The organism is Pseudarthrobacter sp. MDT3-1 (assembly GCF_054510755.1).
In genome coordinates, this window is sequence record NZ_JBTNDX010000001.1 from 38502 (window position 1) to 63778 (window position 25277).

Below are 25277 nucleotides of genomic sequence, written 5' to 3' on the forward strand. Positions count from 1 at the left end.
TGCGCGCAGTCAGGCGCCCTTTCCGGCCAGCCTTTCCAGGGCGGCGAACGCGGTCTTGCGGTCCGTGGTGGGCCAGAACGGCGGCAGAGCGGCGCGGAGGAATCCGGCGTAGCGCTCGGTGGCCAGCCGGGAATCAAGCACCGCCACCACACCTTTATCTCCGGTGGAACGGATCAGCCTTCCCGCGCCCTGGGCCAGGCGGATGGCCGCGTGGGTCGCCGATACCGCCATAAAGCCGTTTCCGCCGGCCTGCGCAACGGCGCGGGACCGTGCGGTCATCAGCGGGTCATCCGGCCGCGGGAACGGGATGCGGTCGATCACCACCAGCCTGCATGATCCACCCGGAACATCAACGCCTTGCCACAGGGACATGGTGCCGAACAGGCAGGTATCGGGCTCGTCCGCGAACTGCTTCACCAGGGCCGTCATGGTGGAGTCGCCCTGGCAGAGAATGCTGAGGCCAAGCCGGGGACGCATCGCTTCAGCGGCCTCCTCGGCGGCTCGGCGCGACGAAAACAGACACAGGGCGCCGCCGCCGGACGCGCGGATCAGCGCCTCAAGTTCATCGAGGGCCTCCGGCGACGCCCCGCGGCCCGGCTTGGGGAGGTGCCCTGCGACGTAGAGGATCCCTTGTTTGGGATAGTCGAAGGGCGATCCGACATCGATCCCGCTCCAGCTGGGCGCGCCCTCCCCCACCAGTCCCAAGCCGCCGGCGGTCGGTTCAAAGGCTGAGCCGATGGCCAGGGTTGCCGAGGTCAGCACAACCGTGTGGCCGGCGAACAGCCCTTCGCGGAGCTTGCCGGCAACGCTAAGCGGCGCGATGTTGACCAGGACCGGCGCAGAGTCGTCGGGCTGCGCATAGCCCTGTTGCGGATCGAAGGAACTTGCGCGGGAAAACCACACAACCTCGCGGTTTTCACGGGCCACGATCAGCCGCTCGCACAGCTCGAGGATCAGCATCAGGCGTGAGCGCGCGAGCTGCCGCCCGCCGTCGGCCGTTTGGCTGCCGTCCCCCTTGGAATCGGACAGCGCGGCGCGGCAGGCCTCACGCAATTGGTCCACACAATCCAGCTGTTCGTCGTTGAGGCCATTCGGGAGCAGCCCGTTGGGCACGCCGGCCAAGGCGAGTTCCAGGTTGGCGGCAGCTGCGTTGAGGGCATCCACAGTGATGGCCGTGTGTTTCCGAGCGCCCGACGCCGCAGCGTGGACCATTGCCACGGAGAGTTGCCCCGATACCGCACCGGTGACCCGGTCCTGCAGTTCGTGGGCCTCGTCCACCACCACAACGTCGTATTCGGGAAGCACTGCCAGGCCTTCAAAGGCGCTGACAGCGAGCATGGCATGGTTGGTGACCACAACGTCGGCCTCGGCGGCGTCGTGGCGAGCCAGTTCGCTGAAGCATTCGGCTGCCATGGGGCATTTTTGGGCCCCCAGGCATTCCATGGACGTCACCGAAACTTGCCGCCAGGCCCGGTCAGTAACGCCGGGCAGGAGTTCGTCACGGTCGCCCGTGGTGGTCTTCTCCGCCCACTCGCGCAGGCGCACCACTTCCTTGCCCAGCTGGGACGAGGGCCCGCCCAATGCGGCGGCGAAATGCGGGACGCTGGTGTCTTCGCCGAGGGAGAACAGCTGGCCCTCGGCGGGTTCCTCGGAGGGGAACCCGCCTTCGAGCTTGTGCTGGCAGACATAGTTGGAGCGACCCTTGACCAGGGCCACCTTGACCGGGCGGTCCAGGGCAGGGGTGATGGTCTTCAGCAGCCGGGGAAGGTCGCGGCCCACAATCTGGGTCTGCAGCGCAAGCGTGGCCGTTGACACCAAGGTGGGTTTGTTGCTCACCAGCGAGTGCGCAATGAGCGGAATGAGGTAGGCCAGCGACTTTCCGGTCCCCGTTCCGGCCTGAACCAAGAGGTGGTCGCCGGTTTCGATGGCCTTGGCCACCTGCCTGGCCATCTCGTGCTGCCCACTGCGGCTTTGACCGCCCATGCCGGCCACGGCGCGGTCGAGCAATTCGATCACGAACTGCTCGCCGGCCGTACCTTTGACTTCCCCTGCCGCAACCTCAGTCATGGTTGATGAAGGGTTCCAGTTCAGCCGCAAGGCCCTCACGCACCATCACCAAAACACGGGTACCGTGCTCGCCGTGATCCAGGCTCAGGATCTCGGCATCGGTCTCGTGCAGTTTGCTGATCAGGTCACCGCGGTCGTAGGGAATAAGGAGCTCCAGCTTCACGCCGGGCCGCGGAATCCCCTCACTGATGGCATGCAGCAGTTCGGGGATCCCCTGGCCTGTGCGTGCCGAGACCACTACGTGGCGCGGCTCGCGCTGCTTGAGGCGCTCCACCACAAAAGGATCCGCGGCATCGGCCTTGTTCAGGACAATGATTTCGGGCACCTTGCGGGCATCCACTTCGCTGAAGACCTTGCGGACAGCGGCAATCTGGCCCTCGGGGTCCGGGTGGGACACGTCCACCACGTGCAGGATCAGATCCGCGTCAGCCACTTCCTCCAACGTGGAGCGGAAGGCCTCCACCAGCTGGGTGGGCAGTGAACGGACAAAACCCACGGTGTCCGCCAGGGTGTAGCCGAGGCCATCGGAGGTCTCTGCCTTTCGCACGGTGGGATCCAGGGTGGCGAAGAGTGCGTTCTCCACCAGCACGCCGGCGTCGGTCAGCCTGTTCAGCAGCGATGACTTCCCGGCGTTGGTGTACCCGGCAATCGCAACCGAAGGCACTGAATTACGACGGCGGTTGGCCCGCTTGGTCTCCCGCGCCGGCTTCATTGCAGCGATCTCGCGCCGCAGCTTGGCCATGCGGGTCCGGATCCGGCGACGGTCCAGTTCGATTTTTGTTTCACCCGGTCCGCGCGAACCCATGCCGGCGCCAGCGCCGCCCACCTGGCCACCGGCCTGGCGGGACATCGATTCACCCCAGCCACGCAGTCGTGGCAGGAGGTATTCGAGCTGCGCCAGTTCCACCTGGGCCTTGCCTTCACGGCTCTTGGCGTGCTGGGCAAAGATGTCCAGGATCAGGGCCGTGCGGTCAATGACTTTGACCTTGACAATGTCCTCGAGGCTACGCCTCTGGGACGGTGCCAGTTCGGCATCCACCACAACGGTGTCAGCCCCGGTGGCCATCACGATTTCCTTGAGCTCGAGGGCCTTTCCGGAACCCAGGAACGTGCCCGGGTCCGGTTTGGCACGGCGCTGCACCATCCCGTCCAGGACTTCCGAGCCTGCTGTTTCGGCGAGGGCGGCGAGCTCACGCAGGGAATTCTCCGCGTCCGCCAAGGTGCCTTCGGACCATAGCCCAGCCAGGACCACACGTTCGAGCCGCAGTTGCCGGTATTCGACCTCGGTGACATCTTCGAGTTCGGTGGACAGCCCGGCCACGCGCTTCAGCGCCCGGCGTTCCTCCCGGTCCTGCTGGTCGCCGTCGTAGCTGGTGTGTTCGTCGTCCAAGCGGGAGATCGCCTGGGCCCTGCCGAACACGCTCTTGTCACCGTCTGCGGCGGTGACGTTCCTGGCCGGTACGTCCTTGGCGAGAATCCGGTCGATGACAGCTTGGATCTCCTCGGGACTCATGTCCTGGGCTGCTGGATCTGAACCGGTGTTGGGCTGGCTGGTCATGGTCTCCTTTGAAGTTTCGGCATTTTCAGAATAGTGCCGATCGTTGTTCAGTGGTGAAGTATTCGCGCTGGGCTGACGGCTTGCAGTCATCCGGGCCTCCTGGTCTGCTGCGCGCCGGTCGGGACCGGGCCGCGCAGGGAGTCTTCGCATCCGGGGATGCGTGGAGTGGTGGAAGCGCGGGCAAAACAGCAAGGACCGGCGGCGGCAGATCGCTCGAGTATTGCCCGGCGGCATACCAGATACGGAAGACCTGGCATGTGGCGCACTTGCGGAAGGTTAATACCTGCATCGCTGCGGGGCACGGCTTCGGAACAGGCGGCGTCCGGGAGGGACACCGGCCGTGCCGGCTACTCGAAGATCAAGAACATGGGTTCAAGATTAGCAGAAGCGGTGCCCGCGGTTTCGCATTGTCCACCCCGGCCAACTAATCTGGCCAGTTATGGAGTCCGCACACTATTTCAGCGCATCGCCCGCCGGGCCGTTCACCCGCAAGCCGCTCACCGTGGAACTGGCCGGCGAGACACGCACGCTGCAGACGTCCGGCGGCATCTTCAGCCCCGACGGCATCGACAAGGGGACGGCGGTGCTCCTGGCCGAGGTCCCGGCCCCGGACCCCACAGGCAACCTCCTTGACATCGGCTGCGGCTGGGGGCCCATTGCCCTGACCCTCGCATTGCGGGCGCCACACGCCAAGGTCTACGCCGTGGACGTCAATGAACGCTGCATCACGCTGACCAACGAGAATGCGTCCCTGCTGGGCCTGGGCAACGTGCTGGCCAGCACTCCGGAGGCGGTGGACCCGGACCTGCGCTTTGACACGATCTGGTCCAATCCGCCCATCCGGATCGGCAAGGATGAACTCCACAGCCTCCTGAAGCTGTGGCTGCCCCGGCTGGCGCCGGGCGGCTCCGCGTGGCTGGTGGTCCAAAAAAACCTGGGCTCGGATTCGCTTCAGCGCTGGCTCGCGACGGAACTGGATGCATCCTTCGCCGTGAGCCGGGAGTCCACGTCCAAGTCCTTCCGCATCCTTCGGGTCAGGAAAGCGTCCCAGTAGCCACAATTACGGCGGGCCCGCTGAGCTCGACGTGCTCGTGCCCGCCCGCCCCGGCGAAGAACTTGACCCCGACCACGCCGCCCGGCACGTTGACCTGCCAGGAGTCCGGCGCTTCCGCCCCGGCCCAGTGCCGGATGGCCACTGCGGCGGCGCACGCGCCTGTTCCACAGGACTGGGTCTCGCCCACACCCCGCTCATGGACGCGCATGGTGATGGTGCCGATCCCCTTGTGGACCAGCGGTTCGGCAGGCACGACGAATTCAACGTTGGTTCCATTGGCCGGCACCGGATCGACCTTCGGAGCAGTGTAGAGCCTGGTGGCTTCCAATTCGGACAGTTCAGCCAGTGCCACCACGGTGTGCGGGTTGCCCATGCTCACTGACAGGGCCGGGCGGGGCACTTCCAGGCCGTCTGCGGTTACCAGCGAGTCCATGGCTTTCGCGGTCGCGTCGCCGGGGAAAATGAATTCCCACGCGCCCATGTCCACCGCATAGCTGTCCCCTGTCCGGACCACGGTCTTGACGCCGCCGCGCGTCCCGATGGTGAGCGCGCCGCCGTCGGGCAGGTCAACCAAGCCCTCGGCACGCAGGAAGTGCACAAATACGCGGACCCCGTTGCCGCACATTTCCGAGAGCGACCCGTCGCCGTTGCGGTAGTCCATGAACCATTCGGCCTCGGGGCTGCTCAGCAGCAGCTCGCGACCTTCGGAGAGGTACCGGGAGGGGACGGCCCGGATCAGTCCGTCGCCGCCGATCCCGCGGTGACGGTCGCAGAGCGCGGCTACCTGGCCGGCGTCGATGGTGTGGACGCCGTCTGGGTCGGCGACCAGCACAAAGTCGTTGCCGGTGCCGTGTCCCTTGGAGAAGCGGAGTCCGCCCAAGGTGTGGAAGACGGGCTCTGTGGTCTCTGCGGGAGTTGCGTCCATGGTCCTAGATTACCGGCTGAGAGCCACGGCCTGGGCCGCAAGGTCCGGCGCCTGCCAGTCCAGCCAAGTGATGCGGGGATCGGCGCGGAACCACGTGAGCTGGCGCCTGGCGAACTGCCGCGTGGCCACAATGGTGTCCTCGGCAGCCTCGCCAACTGTTGAACCGCCGTCGAGCACTTTCAGGAACTGGGCATAGCCGAGGGCCCTCGGCGCAGTTTTGCCGCCGCGGAGACCGGCCGTGTCCAGCTGGCGCACTTCCCCCAACAGCCCCTGGTCCACCATGTTGTGGACCCGCAGTGCCAGCCGTTCACGGAGGACGTCGCGGTCCACGGCCAGGCCGATCTGGACGGCAGGCTGGAAATACTCCCGCTGGGGCATAAAGGAACTGAAGGGCCGGCCGGTGAGCTCATGGACTTCGAGCGCCCTGATGATCCGGCGCGCATCGGAGACACGGCCCGCTGACACCGGATCCACCTCCCGGAGCCGTGCCAGGAGGGCATCCTGGCCAGCTTCATCGAGCTCAGCCTCGAGCCGCTGCCGGAGGACAGGATCCGTGCCCGGGAATTCGAGGACGTCGAGGGCGGCCCGCACGTAGAGACCCGAACCGCCCGCCAGAATGGCTCGCTTGCCGCGCGCGTGGATATCGCTGACAATGCTCCGGGCCTGCTGCTGGAAGTCTGAAACGCTGGCCTCCTCCGTGACGTCCAGGATGTCCAGAAGGTGGTGGGGAACACCCTTGCGCTCTGCCGGCGTGATCTTGGCGGTGCCTATGTCCATCCCGCGATAGAACTGCATGGCGTCGGCATTGATGACCTCGCCGTCCAGCTCCAGGGCAAGATTCACGGCTAGATCGGACTTACCTGACCCTGTGGGACCAACAACAGCAATAACCGGAGGCTGGACCACCGGTCAGCGGCTCCGTACCGGCAGCGTGGGCATCCCCAGCGAGACTCCGGTGCGGCCGGCGCCGCCTGCGGCAGCCGGCACGGGAGCGCCGCACGAATCTGCCTGGGACCTGTCCCAGGCGTCCCCCGCGCGGGAACGCCGCAGGCTGTAGTCCTGCAACGACGGGTCGGCCACGAGGTGGAAGGCTGCGGCCTCGGTGATGGTGACGGTGACCAGGTCCCCCGGACGCGGCACCTCTGCCCCCTCGGGAACGGAGAAGTGCACCAGTCGCTGGTCCTCGGACCGGCCGGACAGCCTGTGGGTTTCTTCGGACTTGCGCCCTGAGTGGGCGGTGACCATCACTTCTACCCGGCGGCCAAGCTGCGTGGCGTTTTCCTCGGCGGCGATCCTGTCCTGCAGTGCGGTCAGGCGTTCAAATCGCTCCTGGACCACGGCCTTAGGAAGCTGGTCCGGCAAGTCCGCCGCGGGAGTACCCGGACGCTTCGAGTACTGGAAGGTGAAAGCCGTCGCGAAGCGCGACTGCTCCACAACGTCAAGGGTGGCCTGGAAGTCTTCCTCGGTTTCGCCGGGGAAGCCGACAATGATGTCAGTGGAGATGGCGGCGTGCGGGATCTTCTCTCGGACCTTGTCCAGGATGCCCAAAAACTTGGTGGAACGGTAGGACCGTTTCATGTCCTTCAGGACTTTGTCGGACCCGGACTGCAGCGGCATGTGCAGCTGCGGCATCACGTTGGGGGTTTCGGCCATGGCGTCTATGACATCGTCGGTGAAGGCGGCGGGGTGGGGGCTGGTGAAGCGGACCCGTTCCAGGCCTTTAATTTCCCCACACGCGCGCAGGAGTTTGGAGAACGCCTGCCGGTCACCGAACTCCACACCGTAGGAGTTCACGTTCTGGCCCAGCAGGGTGACTTCGATGGCGCCGTCATCCACCAGGGCCTGGATTTCAGCCAGGATGTCGCCCGGGCGGCGGTCCTTTTCCTTCCCGCGCAGGGCCGGGACGATGCAGAACGTGCAGGTGTTGTTGCAGCCGACCGAGATGGAAACCCAGCCGGAATAGACCGAGTCACGCTTTGTGGGCAGTGTGGAGGGGAAGACGTCCAGGGATTCGAGGATCTCCAGTTGGGCTTCGTTGTTGTGCCGGGCCCGGTCCAACAGTGCCGGGAGGGCTCCGACGTTGTGGGTGCCGAAGACAGCATCCACCCAGGGAGCCTTTTTCAGGATGGTCTCGCGGTCCTTCTGGGCCAGGCAGCCTCCCACGGCGATCTGCATACCCGGGTTGGCGGCCTTGACGGGCGCTAACATGCCCAGGTTGCCGTAGAGCTTGTTGTCCGCGTTTTCCCGGACCGCGCAAGTGTTGAACACCACGACGTCGGCCTGTTCACCGCTGGCCGGTACGTAGCCCGCTTCCTCGAGCATGCCGGCCATCCGCTCCGAATCATGCACGTTCATCTGGCAGCCGAACGTGCGCACCTGATAGGTACGGGGCTGCTGGAGGGCTGGGTCGGCTGACGGGGCGGTACCGGATGCGGGGGAAGGAATGGTCAAACTCACCTGTTAAGGGTACCGGGTCGCTACGGTTGCGGGATCGCTCAGGTTGCCTTATCGGCGGGGGCACCGCTTCCCCGGGCCTACAGATCCGGCAGGGCATCCGGTGCGTCTGTTTGGGTCTCCGCATGTGCGTCGAGCACCTCGCCGACGATCCGGAACGCCTGCGACGGCTGATAGCCCTTGCGGGCAAGCATTGACGCCAGCCGCCGGGTGATCTTGTCCTGCTCGGCGCGGTCCGACAAATCCGTGCCTGCCCGGAGCTTGCGTTCCACCAGGAGCCGGGCCGACACTTCCTCGTCCGCGTCGGAAAGCTGTTCCAGTGCGGCGGCAGCGGTGTCCGCGTCAATTCCTTTGTCCGCCAGTTCGCGCCGGAGGGCCCCTTTGGCGAGCTTCCGAGACTGCGACCGGCTGCGCACCCACATGTCGGCGAACTCGGCGTCGTCAATGAGGCGGACCTCCTGGAAGCGGTCCAGGACGGCTTCCGCCAAATCCTCCGGAATGTTCCGCTCGGCCAGTTTCCTAGCCAGCTGGAGCCGGCTTTTGGCCGAACTGGTCAACTGCCGGAGCACGATGGCCCGCGCCACGGACGCTGGATCCGGTTCGGCGTCTGCGTTTGCGTCGGCGTCTCCGGTGAGGGCAGCATCCGGATCGGGTCCGTCCGGCCCGAAGCCGGGGCGTCCGCCCCGTCTCCGCTGCCGTCGCCCCGATCCGGCGTCCTGCCCGGCCGCACGCCATCCGGCGCTCTGCCCGACCGTCACGTCAGGGGCATCCCTAGAAGCCGTCAACAGCCTTCAGCTTCGGCGTGTCTTTGACATCGGCTTCGGCGGGCTTGACTACCCCGACACCAAGCTTCTCCTTGATCAGGCGCTCCAGTTCGGTCGCCAGCTCGGGGTTGTCGCGCAGGAACCGGCGGGAGTTCTCCATGCCTTGGCCGAGCTGGTCGCCGTCGTACGTGAACCACGAACCCGACTTTTTGATGATGCCGTGCTCCACGCCCATGTCGATGATGCCGCCCTCGCGGGAAATGCCCTGGCCATAGATGATGTCGAATTCGGCGATCTTGAAGGGCGGGGCCATCTTGTTCTTGACGATCTTGGCCTTGGTGCGGTTACCGACGGAGTCGGCACCTTCCTTGAGCGTCTGGATCCGACGGACGTCGATGCGGATGGACGCGTAGAACTTCAGGGCCTTACCGCCGGTGGTGGTCTCCGGGGAACCGAAGAACACGCCGATCTTTTCACGGAGCTGGTTGATGAAGATGGCGGTGGTTTTGGTCTGGCTCAGGCGGCCGGTGATCTTACGCAGCGCCTGGCTCATGAGGCGTGCCTGCAAACCCACGTGGCTGTCGCCCATGTCGCCCTCGATTTCCGCGCGCGGCACCAGGGCAGCAACGGAGTCGATGACGATGACGTCCAGCGAGCCGGAGCCGATCAGCATGTCCATGATTTCCAGGGCCTGCTCGCCTGTGTCCGGCTGCGAGACCAGTAGGGCGTCCGTATCCACGCCCAGCCTGGCGGCGTATTCGGGGTCGAGGGCGTGCTCGGCATCGATGAAGGCGGCAATGCCGCCCAGGCGCTGCGCGTTGGCAACAGCGTGCAGTGCCACGGTGGTCTTACCCGAAGATTCCGGGCCGTAGATCTCCACGACGCGGCCGCGGGGCAGGCCGCCAATTCCCAAGGCCACGTCCAACGCGATGGATCCGGTGGGGATGACCTCGATGGGGGCACGGACTTCATCGCCCAGCCGCATGACCGAGCCCTTGCCGAACTGCTTGTCAATTTGTGCCAGCGCTGCGTCGAGCGCCTTTTGACGATCCGGGGCTGCCGCCATGGTTCACACCTCTAATGCTTTCTCGCTTTGGAGTGGCCTCAGCGGCCATTTCTTGGTCATCTCTGACGCTAATGGCACCCGCTGACATTCTGGCCGGATGACATCGCCTATGTGGATAACCCACTACGAAAAGCATAGCTTTACCCGAACAGGTATTCGAACAGATCCGGCGGCGTGTCAGCGCAGAAAGGGCGCACGTGAGCCTGGGGAACGATGTCCGGTTGGTGGCGGCGTCAGTCGCGCAGGGGTTTGACGTCGCGTCCCAGGCGCCGCTCCGGCGGCACATCCTGGACATCGCAGATGGCCAGCCACACCTGCCGCGGGTTCATTCCGGCCGCGAGGGCCTGGTCGGCGGTTCGCCCGCCGGCCCCGGCCAGGACCAGGGTGCTGCTCAAGACCCGGGAGTAGCCAGCCCCGAATTCGTCGTCCATAAGCCGCCAATAGTCACTGATCCGCACCAATAGAGTCTCTCACGGTCCCGGACCCTAGAATTGTTGCTATGAGCAACACTGCCGACGGCCCTCCTGCGACAGGCCTTCCCGAAACCGGCCTTCCGGCAACGTCCCCTGCGGGGACAGGTACCGACAAGGACACCGTCGATGAGGCCCTGAACACCGTGGAACACCAAATCAGTCTCTTTTGGCGGCGCGCCCGGTCGGTGTCCCATCAGCTCTCGCGGCAGGTGCACCCGGACATGGAACCGGCAGCCTACGGCCTGCTTTCGGTCATCCGGCGCGAGGGACCCATCCGGTTGACAGACCTTGCCCTGAACATCGGAGTGGGCAAGCCATCCGTCAGCCGCCAGATCGCTTTCCTGGAAAGCATCGGGCTGGTGTTCAAGGAAGCTGACCCCCTGGACGGAAGGGCGCAGTCGATCCGCCTCACCGAAAAGGGCGAGGAAAAAATGCATCAGGTCCAGGATGCGCGCCGCCAGGATTTCCGTGAGCGGCTCGGTGAGTGGCCGGTCGGGGAACTGCAGACCCTCGCCGAATACATGGCAAAGCTCAACTCCCTCTTTGAACTCGACGGTTTCGCGAAGGACCCGTCCGCCGGCGACACGGCAAAATAGCCACCACACGCAACAAAGCCTCCGGCCCATGGCCGGAGGCTTTGCTGTACTTCCTGTCTGGCTCCTGCGGACGGCTTACCGTGCGCCGGAAAGCAGGCCCTTGGACAGTTCGTTGTTGAGTTCAGCGCTCAAATCGCGATCAAGGTCGCGGCCGTAGCGCTGTGAGAATTCCTGGGGAACGGTGTCCGGAACGGCAACGCCCTCGGCGACGGCGACACGGTCGCTGACTTCCCTGAGCATGCTGGACAGCGGCACGTCCAGGGCTGAGCAGATTGACGAGAGGAGCTCTGATGAAGCTTCCTTCTGGCCGCGCTCTACTTCGCTGAGGTAGCCCAAGGAAACACGGGCACTGTGCGAAACTTCACGGAGCGTGCGTCCCTGGCGCTGGCGTACATCGCGCAGGACATCACCGATTTCGTGACGAAGTACAACCATCTTGCGCTCCTTCTGTTCGCTCTTGGCCTGATCGGCGAGGCCCACATCCTTCCAGCGGACAACGCCGTTTATGGATACGGGCTGCTTTACCATCTGTATCGCCTTGCTCCCTCATGAGTTCGGTCCGCCGTGGAGCGAACCGTGGTGGTTTATTCATCCTAGGCGCCTCCGCTCTCCGGAAGCGACACAATGTAATAACTAATGGACACCGGGATTTGTTCCCGGCAACTTTACGCCCGGTAGCTTCAGGAAGATAGGGCCGCGATCAGGCTTTCCAGCGCAGCGCCACAAGCCTGTCCGCGGATCTCTGCGCGGTTCCCGGTGAAGGCGTATTCGACATATGACGCACCGTCCGCTGTGGCAACCCCGATGAACACCGTTCCCACCGCTTTCCCGTCGTGTTCCTCCGGGCCGGCTACTCCTGTGGTGGCAACGCCGATATCTGCATGCAGCGCAGTCCTGGCCCCGGCCGCCATGGCCGCTGCGACAGCACCGTCAACTGATCCGGCGGCGGCCAGCAGCTCTGCCGGAACGCCCAGGACGTCCACTTTGACGGAGTTCTGGTAGGCCACCACGCCGCCTTGGAGAATGCCTGAGGCTCCGGCTGTGTCGGCGAGAACGGCGCTGACCATTCCCGCAGTGAGCGACTCCGCGGTCGCTACGGTGCGGCCCATTTCCAAGGCATTTTTGACTGCCTGTTCCGCCAGGTGGTGAAGGTTGGTCACATCGGCTCCCTAGTTGCCAGTTGTAGTTTTTCCGGCCCGCTTGCCCTGTGACCGGATGCGCAGGGCTTCAATGACGTATTCGACGCCGGTCCATACCGTGATCAGTACGGCCACCATCATGACGGCGAAAGCCACCCAGACAAGCCACGGCGCCAGCGCGCCGAGCGGCAGGAGGTACAGGAAGATCGCGGCTGTCTGAACGACCGTCTTGAGCTTGCCTCCGCGCGAGGCCGGGATGACACCGTACCGGATGACAAAGAACCGAAGGGCGGTGATGCCCCATTCCCTGACGAGGATGACGATGGTGACCCACCACGGCAGTTCATTCAGGATGGAGAGCATCACCAGGGCTGAGCCGATGAGGAGCTTGTCGGCGATGGGGTCTGCAATTTTGCCGAAATTGGTGACGAGGCCGCGGCTCCTGGCGATGTCGCCGTCAAGCTTGTCGGTGTAGATGGCGACGGCGAACGCCACCACCGCGGCCCAGCGCCACGGCCCTGACTCGCTGTCCAGCCCGGGGGCGTCGGCGAGGAGGAACCAGACGAAGAACGGCACCAGGGCGATGCGCAGCATGGTCAGGATGTTGGGAAGATTCCAGATTCCTGGGCTGCTGGAGCCGGCGGCAGTTGCTTCGGTGCTAGTCACACTCCTAGGCTACCGTCCGGTGAGTGACCAAGCGTCTTCGGAACCGTCCTCGTCGTCGCCCGAGGTGCCGTCGGCGCCGTCGAAGTACTCAACCTTCTGGCTGCGCTGGTCCAGGTCCGCCTGCACGAGGTCCTCCGCATAACCGCCCTGGGCAATGTTCGCGTTGGCGTTGTCGCTGAGCGCTGCCGTCTGTGAATCAGCAACGGCCGGCGCGTCCTGGCCCTTCATGGCTGCCAGCACCGATGCGAGGTCGTCCGGCTTCACCAGGACGTCGCGTGCCTTGGACCCTTCGGAGGGGCCAACCACTCCCCTGGACTCCAGGAGGTCCATTAGCCGTCCGGCCTTGGCGAAGCCCACCCGGAGCTTGCGCTGGAGCATCGACGTCGAACCGAACTGTGTGGTGACAACCAGTTCGGTGGCCGAAAGCAACACTTCCAGGTCGTCCCCGATGTCGTCGTCGATCTGCTTCTTTGGCGCCTCGGGGGCGACATCGTGGCGGTAGTCGACCTTGAGCTGGCCCTTGACGTGTTCCACCACCTTGTGGATTTCAGACTCCGTGACCCAGGCGCCCTGGACACGCATGGCCTTGGAGGCACCCATCGGCAGGAACAGCGCATCGCCCTGGCCGATGAGTTTTTCGGCACCGGGCTGGTCAAGGACCACGCGGGAGTCCGTGACGGAGGACGTGGCGAAGGCCATCCGCGAAGGCACGTTGGCCTTGATCAGGCCGGTGACGACGTCCACGGAGGGCCGCTGGGTGGCCAGGACCAGGTGGATGCCGGCGGCACGGGCCAGCTGGGTGATGCGGACGATGGAGTCTTCGACGTCGCGCGGTGCCACCATCATCAGGTCGGCGAGCTCGTCAACAATCACCAGCAGGTACGGGTAGGGCCGGATGACGCGCTTGGAATCAACGGGCGGCTGGACCTTGCCGGCGCGGACTGCCTTGTTGAAGTCATCGATGTGCTTGAACCCATAGTTGGCGAGGTCGTCGTAACGGGCGTCCATCTCACGGACCACCCACTGCAGGGCCTCGGCAGCCTTCTTCGGGTTGGTAATGATGGGCGTGATGAGGTGCGGGACGCCTTCGTAGGCGGTCAGTTCCACACGCTTGGGGTCCACCATGACCATGCGGACCTCATCCGGGGTTGCCCGCATAAGGATCGACGTGATCATGGAGTTCACGAACGAGGACTTACCGGCGCCAGTGGCACCTGCGACGAGCAGGTGGGGCATTTTGGCGAGGTTCGCCACAACATAGCCGCCTTCGACGTCCTTGCCAACGCCCATCACCATCGGGTGGTCGGTCCGCCGCGCGTTCTGGCTGCGCAGCACGTCACCGAGGGAAACGGTCTCGCGGTCCGTGTTGGGGATCTCGATGCCGATGGCGGACTTGCCCGGGATGGGGCTGAGGATCCGGACATCGCTGGAAGCCACGGCGTAGGAGATGTTCTTGGACAGGGCGGTGACGCGCTCCACCTTGGTGCCCGGGGAGAGCTCGATCTCGTACCGGGTGACGGTGGGGCCGCGGCTGAAGCCGGTGACCTGTGCCTCCACGTTGAACTGGTTAAGGGTCTCGGTCAGCGAAGCCACAATGGCGTCGTTGGCTTCGGTGCGCTCCTTGGGGATGGAGCCCGGGGTCAGAACGTCCGACGGCGGCAGGGTGTAGGTGACGTCGCCCGCCAGTGAGAGTTGCTCGGTCCGCTGCGGAATGGGAGCCGGAAGGGGCATGGGCGTGACGGGCTTGGCAGGCACCTGGGCAACGGCAGCGGGTGCAGCGTTGAGTGAGCCGGCGGCCACCATCCCGGGTGTGACCAGCGGGATGGCCTCAGTGGCGTTGTCCTCTGCCGGAGCCCTCCCTGCAGTGCCGAGGCCCTGGGCCGCTTTGATTTTTTCGACGGCGATTTCCGCCTGGGTGGGGCGGCGCACGCCGGGAGCGGGGCGCGGCCCGCGGCCCGACTTTGCGTCAGTCTCGTCGTCGTCGATGACGGCGTGCTCAAAGGCTTCGTCACCCACGTAGCCTTCCAGCCCGGCGTCGGACTCGTCGTCCTTGCCGAAGAAACGCCGCTTCTTCTTCCGCGGCGCCGGGGTTGCCTTCGATTCCTCGAGGTAGCTGCGGTCGTGGCTGTCCCCGCCGTCGCCGGGTTCCTGCAGGTCCAGGCCCATCAGATGCTCATAGGCACCCCGCAGGCGGCGTGGAATGGCCCCGAAGGGGGTGGCGGTAATGATGAGCAGCGAGATGAAGGCCAGCAGGCCGTAGATCACCACGGGCACTGCCGCGTGGATGGCCCCGAGGGGTGAGGCGGCCAGGAAGCCGAGCATACCGCCGGCCTGCCGGAGGCCGTCGAAGCCTTCGGCAACGGTGGGCTGCCCTCCCACTACGTGGGCAAGGCCGCAGCCCGCAAACGTCATGATGAGGAAACCGATCCCCACCCGGTTGTTTCCGCGGCCGTCGTCGGGCTGCCGGAAGAGCCGGAAGGCACACACAAAAAGCATCAGCGGCAATAGCAGTGACATCCAGCCGAAGGTGCCGTTGACCACGCCGTAGACGGCGTCGGGGAACCAGCCGGTCATTCCCCACCACGCGAAGGTGGCGATGAAGACGCCCAGGGCAAGGTTGAACAGGGCCGCGCCGTCGCGGCGCTCCTCCGCCGGCAGGTCGCTGACGTCGGAGCCGATCCTGCGGACACCGCCGCCGACCAGATGGCCCACGGCCAGCCAGGCGCCGCCGACAATACGCAGGAGCCAGGGCTGCCGCTGTTCGACGGCGGGAAGCTGGCGCGTGCGTGTGGTGCCGGCCGAAGAGCCAGCCCGGCCGCCGGTGCGGCTGGACGCTGTGGCGCCTGCACCGCGGCCCGCCGTGCTGCCGGTTTTGGCGCTGGATTTGCCGCCAGCGGTGCCTCGGGGCGCGGGAGTGGTACGAGTGGCCATACGTGCCACGGTACCGGAACTGGCGCGGTTTTCCGCGGATTTCCGGCTGTTCCCGGCCTCATGTTGCGGATGGGAAAGGCCCGGTTCTACAAGAACCGGGCCTTTGCCATTCCGCTTGCCTTCGGGGCTATTACGCCTCGAGGACCACCGGGATGATCATGGGCTTGCGGCGCAGCTTGCGGTTGACCCAGGTGCCGACAACTCGGCGGACAACCTGCTGGAGCTGGTGGGTGGTGTGGTCCGTGCGGTTGAGCACGGCTTCTTCCAGGGCGGCGTTGATCTTGGGGATGATCTCGTCGAAGACTGAATCGTCCTCGGCCACGCCGCGGGCGTGGATCTCGGGTCCGGAGACCACCTTGCCGGTGGTGCGGTTGATGACGGTGATGATGGAGATGAAGCCTTCATCGCCAAGTGTCTGGCGGTCTTTGAGATCCGCTTCCGTGACTTCGCCGACGCTGGAGCCGTCCACGTAGACAAAGCCCACTTCAACCTGGCCCACCACGTCTGCGCGGTGGTCCTTGAGGTCGATCACGGTGCCGTTGTCGGCAAGGATGACGCTGGCGGTGGGGACGCCGGACTCGATGGCGATCTTGCCGTTGGCGATCAGGTGGCGGGTCTCGCCATGCACGGGCATGGCGTTGAGCGGCTCAAGGATGTTGTAGCAGTAGAGCAGCTCGCCAGCGGCTGCGTGTCCGGAGACGTGCACCTTGGCGTTGCCCTTGTGGATGACGTCCGCGCCGAGCTTGAGCAGGCCGTTGATGATGCGGAAGACGGCGTTTTCGTTGCCCGGGATGAGGCTGGAGGCCAGAATGACGGTGTCGCCGTCGCCCACCACCACGCGGTGGTCACCGGCGGCCATGCGGGAAAGCGCGGCCATCGGTTCGCCCTGGGAACCCGTGGACATCAGCACCACGCGGTTGTCCGGCATGTTGTCGATGTTCTTGATGTCCACGAGGAGGCCGTCGGGAACGTCCAGGTAGCCGAGCTTGGCGGCGATGGCCATGTTGCGGACCATGGAGCGGCCCACGAAGGCCACCTTGCGGTTGTGCTTGGCGGCGGCGTCGAGCACCTGCTGGACGCGGTGGACGTGCGAGGAGAAGGACGCCACGATGATGCGCTTGGTGGCCTGGCCGAACAGCCGTTCCAGCGTGGGTCCGATTTCCTTCTCGGCGGTGGTGAAGCCTGGCACATCCGCGTTGGTGGAGTCGGACATAAAGAGGTCAACGCCCTCTTCACCCAGCTTGGCGAAGTGCCGGAGGTCGGTGATCCGGCCGTCCAGGGGCAGCTGGTCCATCTTGAAGTCGCCCGTGTGCAGGACAGTGCCGCCGGCCGTGCGGATGAACACAGCCAAAGCATCGGGGATCGAGTGGTTGACCGCGACAAACTCGCACTCGAAGGGGCCAAACTTTTCGACCTGGCCCTCTTCAACGGTCATCGTGTACGGACGGATCCGGTGTTCCTGCAGCTTGGCCTCGATGAGCGCCAGCGTCAGCTGTGAGCCCACCAGGGGGATGTCGGCGCGCAGCCGCAGGAGGTATGGAACGGCGCCGATGTGGTCCTCGTGGCCGTGGGTAAGGACAACGGCCACGATGTCGTCGACACGGTTCTCGATGTAAGAGAAATCGGGCAGGATCAGGTCAACGCCGGGCTGCGTCTCCTCCGGGAAGAGGACACCACAGTCCACGATGAGCAGTTTGCCATCAATTTCGAACACGGCCATGTTGCGGCCGATCTCCCCCAGTCCGCCCAGCGGAACGATCCGGAGGGTGCCTTGCGGCAGGCGTGGAGGCGTGACAAGGCCGGGAAGGGCGGTTTGGGTCATAGTGCACTACTTTCCAGGCGGAAGGGTGCTGGTCTTAGCCCTCAGGGAAAGACCAGCCCCGCTTCCGCCAAATCCTCGCGGATGGTTACGATCTCGGCTTCGTCCGGCTCCACGAGGGGCAAACGGACAATCGAGTTGGGCAGGACTCCCTGCCATTTAAGAATTTGTTTGGCTGCAACGGCTCCCTGGACGCGGGTCATCGTTGCCCTCACAACGGGCAGCAGCTCGAAGTTGATCTTACGCGCGGTTTCGAAGTCGTTCGCATTGATGGCGTCGATCAGCTCGCGGAAGCGGCGCGTTGCGACGTGGGTTGTCACACCCACGAGCCCGACGGCGCCAAGGGACATCCACGGAAGGGTCAATCCGTCGTCGCCGGAGTAGAAGTACAGGTCCGTCTCTGCCATCACGCGGCTGGCTGCCATGAAATCGGCTTTGGCATCCTTGACGGCGACGATGTTCGGGTGCTGCGCCAAGCGGATCATGGTTTCGGGCTCGATCGCGATGGAGGAGCGGCCCGGAATGTCATAGAGCATAACGGGCACATCGGTTGCGGAGGCGACGGTCTCGAAGTGTGCCCGGACCCCGGCCTGGCTGGGCTTGTTGTAGTACGGCGTGACGAGCAGCAGGCCGTCGACGCCGAGCGCTGCCGCCTGCTGGGAGAGGCGCACCGAATGTGCGGTGTCGTTCGTCCCGGTGCCGGCGATGATGGCGGCGCGGTCTCCGACAGCCTCCTTGACAGCGCGGAACATGCCAAGGTTTTCTTCATCCGAGAGGGTGGACGTTTCGCCGGTGGTCCCGGTGACGACCAGGCCGTCGCAGCCATCGTCCACAAGCTTGGTGGCCAGTTCGGCCGCCTGCTTGTAGTCCACGGCGCCATCCTTGGTGAAGGGCGTGACCATAGCGGTCAGGAGCGTACCAAGGGCAGGAGCGGTGGCGGATTTGTGAGGCATGGAAAAAACGTTACCCTGTCGGCGGCTGGTTAGGACAATGGGGACGGCGTGATCCGCGTCAACTAGCGGGCCGCGATGCCCTAGGGAATGGGGTCAGCACGCACCGCAGATCGACCCCCGCAGGGTCAGCGGAATTTCCGCAAGGCACTCCGTTGCAGGATGGCGGTGACTATTTCGGTGCCTGTTCCGGCAGCCTTTTTCATTTCGAAGCCATCCGGTCCCCAGAACCCGCTGAGGCCGCAGGTGGGGCCCAGCGCCGTGTGTCCGCCAAGGTTCGCCAAGATGGCGAACATCCTGTTGTCCATGGCCCTGGCTCCGAGATGCAGGCCAAGCCGCCGTTCTTCCGCCTGCGTGTACAGGGCCGAAACGGCATAGATATCCGCGCCGGCCTGGGCTGCCCCGGTGGAGTGGTCCGGAATCGCGGCGTCAAAACAGATGGCCAGCGCGATCTTCCAGCCATCCAGCTCGATCACGACGGCACCGTCGCCCGCGGCAAAGGCCTCCCGCTCCGGGCCGTGGAGGTGGGTTTTGAACCCGAGTCCAGTGGTGCCGTCGGGGTGGATCACGAGACTGGCGAGCCGCGGCGTGCCGTCAGGTTCCCGATAGGCAGCACCTGCCACGGCGGTGATCCCCGTCCGGCGGCAGATTTCGTGGAGATCGGCCAGGCGCGGGTCATCGCGTTGAAGCCACGAGTCGTCAACAGCCAGTAGCGCCAGGTTGTACCCCGTCAACGACAGCTCAGGAAACACCACCAGCCGGGCACCGTGGGATTCGGCGTCCTCGACCAGCCGGACGTGTTCTTGCACGTTCGGGATAATCCCGCCTTCCAGCGCCTGGTACTGCACGGCAGAGACGGTCAGGGCATCAATCACCCCTCTATCCTAGGGATGCGCGCCTGGCCGAGGGAACTACGCCATCCTGCGGCTTCCCTGGCTGGCAGTAACGGTCCACCGCAGCCTCCCGCAGCCCCTCAGCCCAGGCCGCGAGCCGCTGGGCCGCCCGGACGTAGTGGAACAGTTCCGTGGGCGTCAAGGCGTCGAGGTCAGTTTCGTCCAACCTGCGGGCCAGCTCTGCACCCGCCGGCTGGGCGGTGAGTGTGACGCCTTCGTCCTGCCACTGGATGTCCACAGGGGGCCGACCTGCCACGAGCTGGCGGAAGAGGAAGTCCACCACTCCCGGGCTCATCGCTTTCATCAGTCCAACAGGCTGTGCCGAGCCGGGGTACTGGCCGTCCCGAGCGGGGCGCACGGATCCGCCGGCGGTTGGGGATTCCGGGAAGGGTCGCGGCTGGGATGGGGTTTGCATGGTCTCCATATTATTCGAACGTATATTCGAATACAAGGTCTACAAGACCGTGTTTCCGGCTGGCTCTTGGCTGCTGCCATAAAGGTTGGTGTGAGAACATCGCCTCATGACGTCCCGTGCCCCGGCAAGACCCTCGCGGGTGCCTCGAACCTCACAGGCCGTGGGCCGCCTCCGCGGTATTGACGCAGCCAGGGGGCTGGCGCTCCTTGGCATGATGGCCACACATCTGCTCCCAACCTTCGAGGCAAACGCCGACCTCACTCCCACGTGGATCGGCCTGACCTTCTCCGGCCGCGCGGCAGCCCTCTTCGCCGTGTTGGCGGGCGTGGGCCTGGCGCTGTCCACCGGAAAACAGGTACCTCCGGAAGGTGTTGCCCTGAACGCAGCACGCCGCGGCATCGCACTGCGCGCCCTGGTGATTGCCGCCGTCGGGCTCTCATTGGGCGGGCTGGAAGTGAACCTTGCGATCATCCTGGTCCACTACGCCCTGCTTTTCCTGTGCATCCTGCCGTTCCTGGGCCTGAAGCTGAAGGCACTGTGCGTCTGGGCCGTTGGCTGGATCGTGGTTTCCCCGGTCCTCGCATATCTCCTCCGCCCCTGGCTTATGGCAGCCAATCCGCCCCTGAATCTGGGGCACAACCCGTCCTGGGAAGACCTCTCGACCCCGTTCCCTCTGCTGGGAGACCTGTTCCTGACCGGTTACTACCCGGTGTTCCAGTGGCTGTCGTACCTGCTGGTGGGCCTGGTCATTGGCCGGCTGGCCCTCACCAAGGCGATGGTTCCTGTCCTGCTGCTCGCCGGCGGGACTGCGGTGGCCGCACTGGCCAAGGCTTTGGGCACCGCCGCAATGGAGACCTGGGGCGGCCGGGCCGCGCTGGAGGCAGTCCTGAACGCCCCCGGATACCCGCTGGACAGTGTCCTCCAGGTCAACCTCACGGGAATCCGGCAGGAAGGATCGTGGTGGTGGCTGGCGGCCGCGGCACCGCATTCGGCCACCACGCTGGATCTGCTTCACACCTGCGGCGTGGCGGCCGCCGTTGTGGGTGCGTTCCTCCTGCTCGGCAGTCTGGCTGACTGGCTGGACCTGGACCTGTTGCTGCCGCTGCGCGGCGCGGGGGCAATGACGCTCACGCTCTACTCAGCGCATGTGTGGGTGGTTTCGGCGTTCTACCTGAAGCCGCTGCCCCCCGGCTGGACCGAGGCGGGGATGTACTGGGCACATGCCGCGACGGCCATCGCCGTGGGCATCGTGTTTGTCCTCCTGAAATGGCGGGGGCCACTGGAACTGGTGGGCCATGCCGCCAACCAACTGGGGCGCGGCGGACGAGCGGGCCTGCGCTAGCCCGCGCTAGCCCGGTTACAGCTAACCCGCCGCAGAGAGTAGTCGCGGAGAGCAGGCTCCTACGCCGGAACCTGGCCGCGGAACAGCTTCACGGCGTCGCGCATGGAGGCGCGGGCGCGCTTGCGGTCCCCGGCAGCGTCATAGGCGCAGCTGAGCCGGAACCACGAACGCCAGTCACCGGGCGCCGCCTCCGCCTCGGCCTTGTACTTTTCGAATTCCAGGTCCGCGGCCGAGCGGACGATCCGGCCGGCGGGTGTGCGCGGCAGTTCGTCTACCGGGAGCCCGCCTTCGGCCTCCAGGACCTTGGCCATCTGTTCCGTGCGCGCGCCGAACAGCAGTTCACGGATCATAGCCCAGGCGCCGATGGCCGGGAGGACCAGGTAGGCAGCCCCGATGGCCTTGGCGGCGGGGTTGCTGTCCAGCAGCAGGAGCACGGAGCGCTGGAAGGACACCACCAGGTAGAAGACCAGCAGGAGCGTTACGGCACCCACCCAGATCTTGGTGCGGTTCTTCCGGAACGCGGCCAGGAACTCGCCCACGGCCTAGAGCCCCAGGTCCAGGTAGCCGTCCAGGCCCACCGTCAGTCCCGGATGCGCGGCGACGTTGCGCACGCCAAGCAGCACTCCGGGCATAAAAGAAGCACGGTCGAAGGAGTCGTGGCGGAAGGTCAGCTGCTCCCCCGGACCTCCGAGGAGCACCTCCTGGTGGGCCACCAGCCCGCGCAGCCGGACGCTGTGAACGCGGACTCCCTCAACCTCGCAACCCCGCGCGCCCGCGAGTTCACTGGTGGTCGCGTCAGGACTGGGCGGAACGTCCGCAGCCTTGCGCTCGGCAGCAATGAGCTGGGCGGTGCGCACAGCGGTCCCGGATGGCGCGTCAACCTTTTCCGGGTGGTGCAGTTCGATGATTTCCACGGACTCAAAATACTTAGACGCCTTGGCGGCAAAGGCCGAGGCCAGCACGGAGCCTAGGGCAAAGTTGGGGGCGATCAGCACTCCGGTTTCCGGGTGCTCCGCGAGCAGTGCTTCCAGGGCGGCGAGCCACGTGGAATCCCAGCCGGTGGTCCCCACGACGGCGTGCATGCCATGCTCGACGGCGTAGCGCACGTTCGCTTCCGTGCTCTCGGGGACGGTGAGGTCCACTACGATGTCGGCACCCGAAGTGGCCAGCTGGTCCAGCGAGTCGCCGCGTCCCAGGGCGGCTACGAGCATCAGGTCGGAGGCAGCTTCAACGGCCTTTACGGCTTCGGCGCCCATGCGCCCGTTGGCGCCCAGGACAGCCACGCGGGTGGGCGCGGAGAGTTGTTCGGTCATGCCGTTAACCCTACCGTCGGGCCGGGTGCGGGATTGAACCGGAGGCTGTGCGTTACCTCGCAACCGCCGGAAGGCGGAGGGAAGCCCGTACGGCTCAGCTGCCCGCGCCGACCCACTCCACCGTGCCGTCGGCGAAGAACTGCTCCTTCCAGATGGGAACCTGCTCCTTGATGCGGTCCACCAGTTCGGAACACACGGCAAAAGCCTGTCCGCGGTGCGCAGCCGAGACCGCACAAACCAGCGCCGGATCACCGATGTTGAGCATCCCGATGCGGTGGGCAGCCCAGATCCGCACGGGCTGCGTGGCGGCCCCGTCGCCGGCGTGTTCGGCGGCCAGCCGCGCGACGACGTCGGCCATTACCTGGTGAGCCGTGGGGTGCGCACTGTAACTGAGCCGCTCCACTGCCTTGCCGCCGTCGTGATTCCGCACTACGCCGCTGAAACTGACCACGGCCCCTGCGGTGTCAGACTCCACCGCAGCGATCGCCTGATCGACGGAGATGGGTTCGGCGCTCAGCACGGCGTGGACCACTTCGAAAACCGGTTCAGTGGCCATGGCCGCCCTCCAGCTGGTCGCACAGGTGCCCGATCAACGGGTCCAGCACCGACAGGCCGTCCATAACGCCCTTGGGTGAGCCGGGCAGGTTAATGATGAACGTCTGCCCGGCAGCTCCCGCATGGCCGCGGCTGAGGGCCGCCAGCGGCGTTTTGGTTGCGCCTTCGCGCCGGATGGCCTCCATGATGCCCGGGATTTCACGGTCCAGAAGGGGCAGGGTGACGTCGGGTGTGCGGTCGTCCGGGCTGAGCCCTGTACCGCCGCTGGTGATCACGACGGCGGGATGCTGGGTGAGGAGGGCCCGGATCGCCGCACCGACGGGCGCGCCGTCCGGCACCACCATGGCGGGGTACGCCTCGAAGCCGTGCTCGGTGAGCCAGTCGATGATGACGGGCCCGGTTTCGTCCTCATAGATGCCTGCGGCGGCCCGGGTGGACGCAATGACAACCCCGGCCTTCCGGCCCTGCACCTCGCCGTGAGTGTGCGGCTCCGGCAGGTGGGGTTGGTGAGTGTGCGGCTCTGTGTTTGGCTCAGCCGGGTAAGTGCTCTCGGTGCTCATAGTGTCCAGTCCCCGCTCTTGCCGCCGCTTTTCGCCAGCACTTTGATGTCGGTCAGCACGGCGTGCTTGTCGACGGCCTTGATCATGTCGTACACGCTGAGGGCAGCCACGGAGGCCGCCGTCAGCGCTTCCATCTCAACCCCGGTGACCCCGCGGGTCTTGACCGTGGCCAGAATCTCCACGGAATCGGTTCCGAGCTCGAAGTCCACAGTGACTTTCGAGAGCGGCAAAGGATGGCAGAGCGGGATGAGTTCGGGGGTCTTTTTTGCCGCCATGATGCCGGCAACCCGCGCCACGGCCAGGGCATCACCCTTGGGCAGGCCGCCGGATCCGAGCAGGCCCAGCACTTCGTCAGTGGTGCGGACGGTGGCAGTGGCGGTGGCTTCCCGCGTGGTTTCGGATTTGCCTGACACGTCCACCATCTGGGCGCTTCCGTCCTGGCGCAGGTGGGTCAGCGCGGACGGGCTATGTTCTGGATTCACAGCATCCATACTTCCACCTCGTCACCTTCGGCGAGCGCCGAGACCCCAACGGGTACGTGCACCAGCGCGTTGGAGCCGGCGAGGGCATGCATGAGGTGGGAGCTTTCGCCCCCTTCCAGGCGGACGGCTCCGTCCCCCTGAAGGGTTCCGCGCCGGACCTGGTGCTTGTGTTCAGGCGACGAAAGGCTGTGGCCCAGCCGTGCGCGGACCGGAATCCGCGGTGCCGGCGATCCAAACAGTTCAGCCAGCACAGGCCGCAGGAACATTTCGAAGGAAACCAGGCAGCTAACAGGGTTTCCCGGGAATCCGAGGAAAGGCAAACCGTCGAACGTCCCGATGCCCTGCGGGCCGCCGGGCTGCATGGCCACATGCAGGAACTCGGTGGCCTGGCCCTCCATGGCCTGGCGGACCACTTCGTAGGCTCCTTTGCTGACGCCGCCCGTGGTAACGATCAGGTCCACCGTGCCGGCGTGGCTGCGCAGGAGTGCCCGGAATTCGTCAGGGTGGTCCGAGGCAATGGCCGTGCGCACCACGGCCAGGCCCGCTTGCCGCATGGCGCTTTCGAGGAGGGTTCCGTTGGAATCGTAGATCTTGCCGGCCGGCAGGGGCTGGCCGGGTTCCACCACTTCGTCGCCCGTGGTGGCCAGCAGGACGGTCACCGGCCTGTGCACAGTAACTTCGGCGATCCCCAGGGCCGCCAGCAGCCCCAGCTGCGCCGGGCCAAGGAAGGTACCCGAGGCCAGCGCCCGCTCCCCCTCCGCAATATCGCTGCCGGCCGACCGCACGAAGGTGCCGGCCGCCGTCGCCGGCAGCCACACAGTGGTTGTTTCCCCCGGGGCGGGGAACCGGTCCGGAACGGCACGTTCCACGGGCACGACGGCGTCAGCACCGGCGGGAATCATGGCTCCCGTCATGATGGGGGCGGCAGTGCCGCGGTCCAGGGCCGCCGGCACGGCACCTGCCGGAACGGGGACACCCACAGGCAGCTCCGCACCGCCGTCGGGCACGTCCAGGCTGTTGACGGCAAAGCCGTCCATTTGGGAGTTGGCGAACGGCGGAAGGTTCAGGGCGGCCATCACGTCCTGGGCCAGGCCCTTGCCCAGCGCGTCGCGAAGTGCCAGCGTTTCCGTCCGTTCCTGGGCCAGCAGGGGCGCCAGCAGTTCGGTGACGGCGGCGCGGTGCAGGGCGACGGACCGTGCCTGGTGGTGCATGTGGCCGCGCTGGTGCGGAGGGCTGTGCATGGTCTTGCCTTCGG

General features: G+C 65.7%; 25 protein-coding genes. 3 read left to right on the forward strand and 22 right to left on the reverse strand.

The window, feature by feature from the left end; all coding sequences use genetic code 11:
- Positions 1-9: 9 nt before the first annotated feature.
- Both ACX80X_RS00185 and hflX read right to left on the reverse strand, forming a co-directional pair.
- Positions 10-2067 carry an ATP-dependent DNA helicase gene (locus tag ACX80X_RS00185; RefSeq protein ID WP_252611218.1) on the reverse strand — a complete coding sequence of 686 codons (2058 nt, stop codon included), beginning with the start codon at positions 2065-2067 and terminating at the stop codon, positions 10-12.
- Positions 2060-3625 carry a GTPase HflX gene (gene hflX / locus ACX80X_RS00190; protein WP_252611216.1) on the reverse strand — a complete coding sequence of 522 codons (1566 nt, stop codon included), beginning with the start codon at positions 3623-3625 and terminating at the stop codon, positions 2060-2062. Before hflX ends, ACX80X_RS00185 begins: the two co-directional genes overlap by 8 nt.
- Positions 3626-4064: 439 nt before the next feature.
- Here hflX and ACX80X_RS00195 point away from each other — a divergent pair, with 439 nt between their 5' ends.
- Complete coding sequence (locus ACX80X_RS00195) at positions 4065-4679, forward strand: class I SAM-dependent methyltransferase (RefSeq protein WP_252611214.1); 615 nt, start codon at positions 4065-4067, stop codon at positions 4677-4679.
- On the opposite strand, the gene dapF is transcribed toward ACX80X_RS00195, so the two are convergent.
- The 6 genes from dapF to ACX80X_RS00225 form a co-directional block, all read right to left on the reverse strand.
- Positions 4660-5604: a diaminopimelate epimerase gene (gene dapF, locus ACX80X_RS00200; protein ID WP_252611213.1), complete on the reverse strand. Its 945-nt coding sequence runs from the start codon at positions 5602-5604 to the stop codon at positions 4660-4662. The two genes, ACX80X_RS00195 and dapF, sit on opposite strands and share 20 nt — an antisense overlap.
- Before the next feature lie 9 nt (positions 5605-5613).
- On the reverse strand, positions 5614-6510 hold the full coding sequence (gene miaA, locus ACX80X_RS00205; RefSeq protein WP_459310926.1) for a tRNA (adenosine(37)-N6)-dimethylallyltransferase MiaA: 897 nt from the start codon (positions 6508-6510) through the stop codon (positions 5614-5616).
- Between the two features lie 3 nt (positions 6511-6513).
- The gene (gene miaB / locus ACX80X_RS00210; RefSeq protein ID WP_252611209.1) at positions 6514-8061 is read right to left on the reverse strand and encodes a tRNA (N6-isopentenyl adenosine(37)-C2)-methylthiotransferase MiaB; all 1548 of its coding nucleotides are present in this window, start codon (positions 8059-8061) and stop codon (positions 6514-6516) included.
- 77 nt (positions 8062-8138) lie between these two features.
- Positions 8139-8642: a regulatory protein RecX gene (locus ACX80X_RS00215; protein ID WP_252611275.1), complete on the reverse strand. Its 504-nt coding sequence runs from the start codon at positions 8640-8642 to the stop codon at positions 8139-8141.
- A gap of 187 nt (positions 8643-8829) precedes the next feature.
- Positions 8830-9888 carry a recombinase RecA gene (gene recA / locus ACX80X_RS00220; protein WP_104063365.1) on the reverse strand — a complete coding sequence of 353 codons (1059 nt, stop codon included), beginning with the start codon at positions 9886-9888 and terminating at the stop codon, positions 8830-8832.
- 233 nt (positions 9889-10121) lie between these two features.
- Entirely contained in the window at positions 10122-10346 is a 225-nt protein-coding gene (locus tag ACX80X_RS00225) for a DUF3046 domain-containing protein (RefSeq protein WP_252611202.1), read from the reverse strand.
- Between the two features lie 41 nt (positions 10347-10387).
- Between ACX80X_RS00225 and ACX80X_RS00230 the strand changes: the two genes are divergently transcribed.
- On the forward strand, positions 10388-10957 hold the full coding sequence (locus ACX80X_RS00230) for a MarR family winged helix-turn-helix transcriptional regulator (RefSeq protein WP_104063364.1): 570 nt from the start codon (positions 10388-10390) through the stop codon (positions 10955-10957).
- Positions 10958-11032: 75 nt separating this feature from the next.
- Here the strand turns inward: ACX80X_RS00230 and ACX80X_RS00235 are convergent, their stop codons facing one another.
- The 8 genes from ACX80X_RS00235 to ACX80X_RS00270 form a co-directional block, all read right to left on the reverse strand.
- Positions 11033-11485: a helix-turn-helix domain-containing protein gene (locus tag ACX80X_RS00235; protein ID WP_111906474.1), complete on the reverse strand. Its 453-nt coding sequence runs from the start codon at positions 11483-11485 to the stop codon at positions 11033-11035.
- 152 nt (positions 11486-11637) lie between these two features.
- On the reverse strand, positions 11638-12117 hold the full coding sequence (locus tag ACX80X_RS00240) for a CinA family protein (protein ID WP_252611200.1): 480 nt from the start codon (positions 12115-12117) through the stop codon (positions 11638-11640).
- 9 nt (positions 12118-12126) lie between these two features.
- Positions 12127-12762 (reverse strand): CDP-diacylglycerol--glycerol-3-phosphate 3-phosphatidyltransferase, encoded by a 636-nt coding sequence (gene pgsA, locus ACX80X_RS00245; protein ID WP_252611198.1) that lies wholly within the window; start codon positions 12760-12762, stop codon positions 12127-12129.
- Between the two features lie 9 nt (positions 12763-12771).
- Positions 12772-15693: an FtsK/SpoIIIE family DNA translocase gene (locus ACX80X_RS00250; RefSeq protein WP_252613658.1), complete on the reverse strand. Its 2922-nt coding sequence runs from the start codon at positions 15691-15693 to the stop codon at positions 12772-12774.
- A gap of 130 nt (positions 15694-15823) precedes the next feature.
- On the reverse strand, positions 15824-17515 hold the full coding sequence (locus tag ACX80X_RS00255) for a ribonuclease J (protein ID WP_252602113.1): 1692 nt from the start codon (positions 17513-17515) through the stop codon (positions 15824-15826).
- Positions 17516-17556: 41 nt separating this feature from the next.
- A complete protein-coding gene (dapA, locus tag ACX80X_RS00260) occupies positions 17557-18465 on the reverse strand; it encodes a 4-hydroxy-tetrahydrodipicolinate synthase (RefSeq protein ID WP_252602117.1) in 909 nt (302 codons plus the stop codon).
- Between the two features lie 125 nt (positions 18466-18590).
- On the reverse strand, positions 18591-19337 hold the full coding sequence (locus ACX80X_RS00265; RefSeq protein WP_252611194.1) for a carbon-nitrogen hydrolase family protein: 747 nt from the start codon (positions 19335-19337) through the stop codon (positions 18591-18593).
- Positions 19338-19341: 4 nt separating this feature from the next.
- Positions 19342-19650: a hypothetical protein gene (locus ACX80X_RS00270; protein WP_374209890.1), complete on the reverse strand. Its 309-nt coding sequence runs from the start codon at positions 19648-19650 to the stop codon at positions 19342-19344.
- A 226-nt stretch (positions 19651-19876) separates the two neighbouring features.
- On the opposite strand from ACX80X_RS00270, the gene ACX80X_RS00275 reads away from it, so the two are divergent.
- On the forward strand, positions 19877-21112 hold the full coding sequence (locus ACX80X_RS00275) for a heparan-alpha-glucosaminide N-acetyltransferase domain-containing protein (protein WP_252611191.1): 1236 nt from the start codon (positions 19877-19879) through the stop codon (positions 21110-21112).
- A 59-nt stretch (positions 21113-21171) separates the two neighbouring features.
- On the opposite strand, the gene ACX80X_RS00280 is transcribed toward ACX80X_RS00275, so the two are convergent.
- The 6 genes from ACX80X_RS00280 to ACX80X_RS00305 all read right to left on the reverse strand — a co-directional run bounded on the left by ACX80X_RS00280 (position 21172) and on the right by ACX80X_RS00305 (position 25263).
- Positions 21172-21651, reverse strand: coding sequence for a hypothetical protein (locus ACX80X_RS00280; RefSeq protein ID WP_058929479.1), 480 nt, complete (start codon positions 21649-21651; stop codon positions 21172-21174).
- Between the two features lie 3 nt (positions 21652-21654).
- The gene (dapB, locus tag ACX80X_RS00285; RefSeq protein WP_252600041.1) at positions 21655-22425 is read right to left on the reverse strand and encodes a 4-hydroxy-tetrahydrodipicolinate reductase; all 771 of its coding nucleotides are present in this window, start codon (positions 22423-22425) and stop codon (positions 21655-21657) included.
- Positions 22426-22519: 94 nt separating this feature from the next.
- Complete coding sequence (locus ACX80X_RS00290) at positions 22520-22981, reverse strand: molybdenum cofactor biosynthesis protein MoaE (protein WP_252600040.1); 462 nt, start codon at positions 22979-22981, stop codon at positions 22520-22522.
- Positions 22971-23540, reverse strand: a complete 570-nt coding sequence (locus ACX80X_RS00295; RefSeq protein WP_252613659.1) for a MogA/MoaB family molybdenum cofactor biosynthesis protein — start codon at positions 23538-23540, stop codon at positions 22971-22973. Before ACX80X_RS00295 ends, ACX80X_RS00290 begins: the two co-directional genes overlap by 11 nt.
- Positions 23537-24031 carry a cyclic pyranopterin monophosphate synthase MoaC gene (gene moaC, locus ACX80X_RS00300; protein WP_252600038.1) on the reverse strand — a complete coding sequence of 165 codons (495 nt, stop codon included), beginning with the start codon at positions 24029-24031 and terminating at the stop codon, positions 23537-23539. Before moaC ends, ACX80X_RS00295 begins: the two co-directional genes overlap by 4 nt.
- Complete coding sequence (locus ACX80X_RS00305) at positions 24019-25263, reverse strand: molybdopterin molybdotransferase MoeA (protein ID WP_308293049.1); 1245 nt, start codon at positions 25261-25263, stop codon at positions 24019-24021. The genes moaC and ACX80X_RS00305 overlap by 13 nt, the downstream gene beginning before the upstream one ends.
- Positions 25264-25277: the final 14 nt, after the last annotated feature.

What these genes read in the sequence shown, in the direction of transcription:
- ACX80X_RS00185 (WP_252611218.1), bottom strand. Translation starts at nt 2,067, where the DNA reads ATGACTGAGGTTGCGGCAGGGGAAGTCAAAGGTACGGCCGGCGAGCAG.
- hflX (WP_252611216.1), bottom strand. Translation starts at nt 3,625, where the DNA reads ATGACCAGCCAGCCCAACACCGGTTCAGATCCAGCAGCCCAGGACATG.
- ACX80X_RS00195 (WP_252611214.1), top strand. Translation starts at nt 4,065, where the DNA reads ATGGAGTCCGCACACTATTTCAGCGCATCGCCCGCCGGGCCGTTCACC.
- dapF (WP_252611213.1), bottom strand. Translation starts at nt 5,604, where the DNA reads ATGGACGCAACTCCCGCAGAGACCACAGAGCCCGTCTTCCACACCTTG.
- recA (WP_104063365.1), bottom strand. Translation starts at nt 9,888, where the DNA reads ATGGCGGCAGCCCCGGATCGTCAAAAGGCGCTCGACGCAGCGCTGGCA.
- ACX80X_RS00230 (WP_104063364.1), top strand. Translation starts at nt 10,388, where the DNA reads ATGAGCAACACTGCCGACGGCCCTCCTGCGACAGGCCTTCCCGAAACC.
- ACX80X_RS00235 (WP_111906474.1), bottom strand. Translation starts at nt 11,485, where the DNA reads ATGGTAAAGCAGCCCGTATCCATAAACGGCGTTGTCCGCTGGAAGGAT.
- ACX80X_RS00250 (WP_252613658.1), bottom strand. Translation starts at nt 15,693, where the DNA reads ATGGCCACTCGTACCACTCCCGCGCCCCGAGGCACCGCTGGCGGCAAA.
- ACX80X_RS00255 (WP_252602113.1), bottom strand. Translation starts at nt 17,515, where the DNA reads ATGACCCAAACCGCCCTTCCCGGCCTTGTCACGCCTCCACGCCTGCCG.
- dapA (WP_252602117.1), bottom strand. Translation starts at nt 18,465, where the DNA reads ATGCCTCACAAATCCGCCACCGCTCCTGCCCTTGGTACGCTCCTGACC.
- ACX80X_RS00270 (WP_374209890.1), bottom strand. Translation starts at nt 19,650, where the DNA reads ATGAGCCCGGGAGTGGTGGACTTCCTCTTCCGCCAGCTCGTGGCAGGT.
- ACX80X_RS00275 (WP_252611191.1), top strand. Translation starts at nt 19,877, where the DNA reads ATGACGTCCCGTGCCCCGGCAAGACCCTCGCGGGTGCCTCGAACCTCA.
- dapB (WP_252600041.1), bottom strand. Translation starts at nt 22,425, where the DNA reads ATGACCGAACAACTCTCCGCGCCCACCCGCGTGGCTGTCCTGGGCGCC.
- ACX80X_RS00290 (WP_252600040.1), bottom strand. Translation starts at nt 22,981, where the DNA reads ATGGCCACTGAACCGGTTTTCGAAGTGGTCCACGCCGTGCTGAGCGCC.
- ACX80X_RS00295 (WP_252613659.1), bottom strand. Translation starts at nt 23,540, where the DNA reads ATGAGCACCGAGAGCACTTACCCGGCTGAGCCAAACACAGAGCCGCAC.
- moaC (WP_252600038.1), bottom strand. Translation starts at nt 24,031, where the DNA reads ATGGATGCTGTGAATCCAGAACATAGCCCGTCCGCGCTGACCCACCTG.
- ACX80X_RS00305 (WP_308293049.1), bottom strand. Translation starts at nt 25,263, where the DNA reads ATGCACAGCCCTCCGCACCAGCGCGGCCACATGCACCACCAGGCACGG.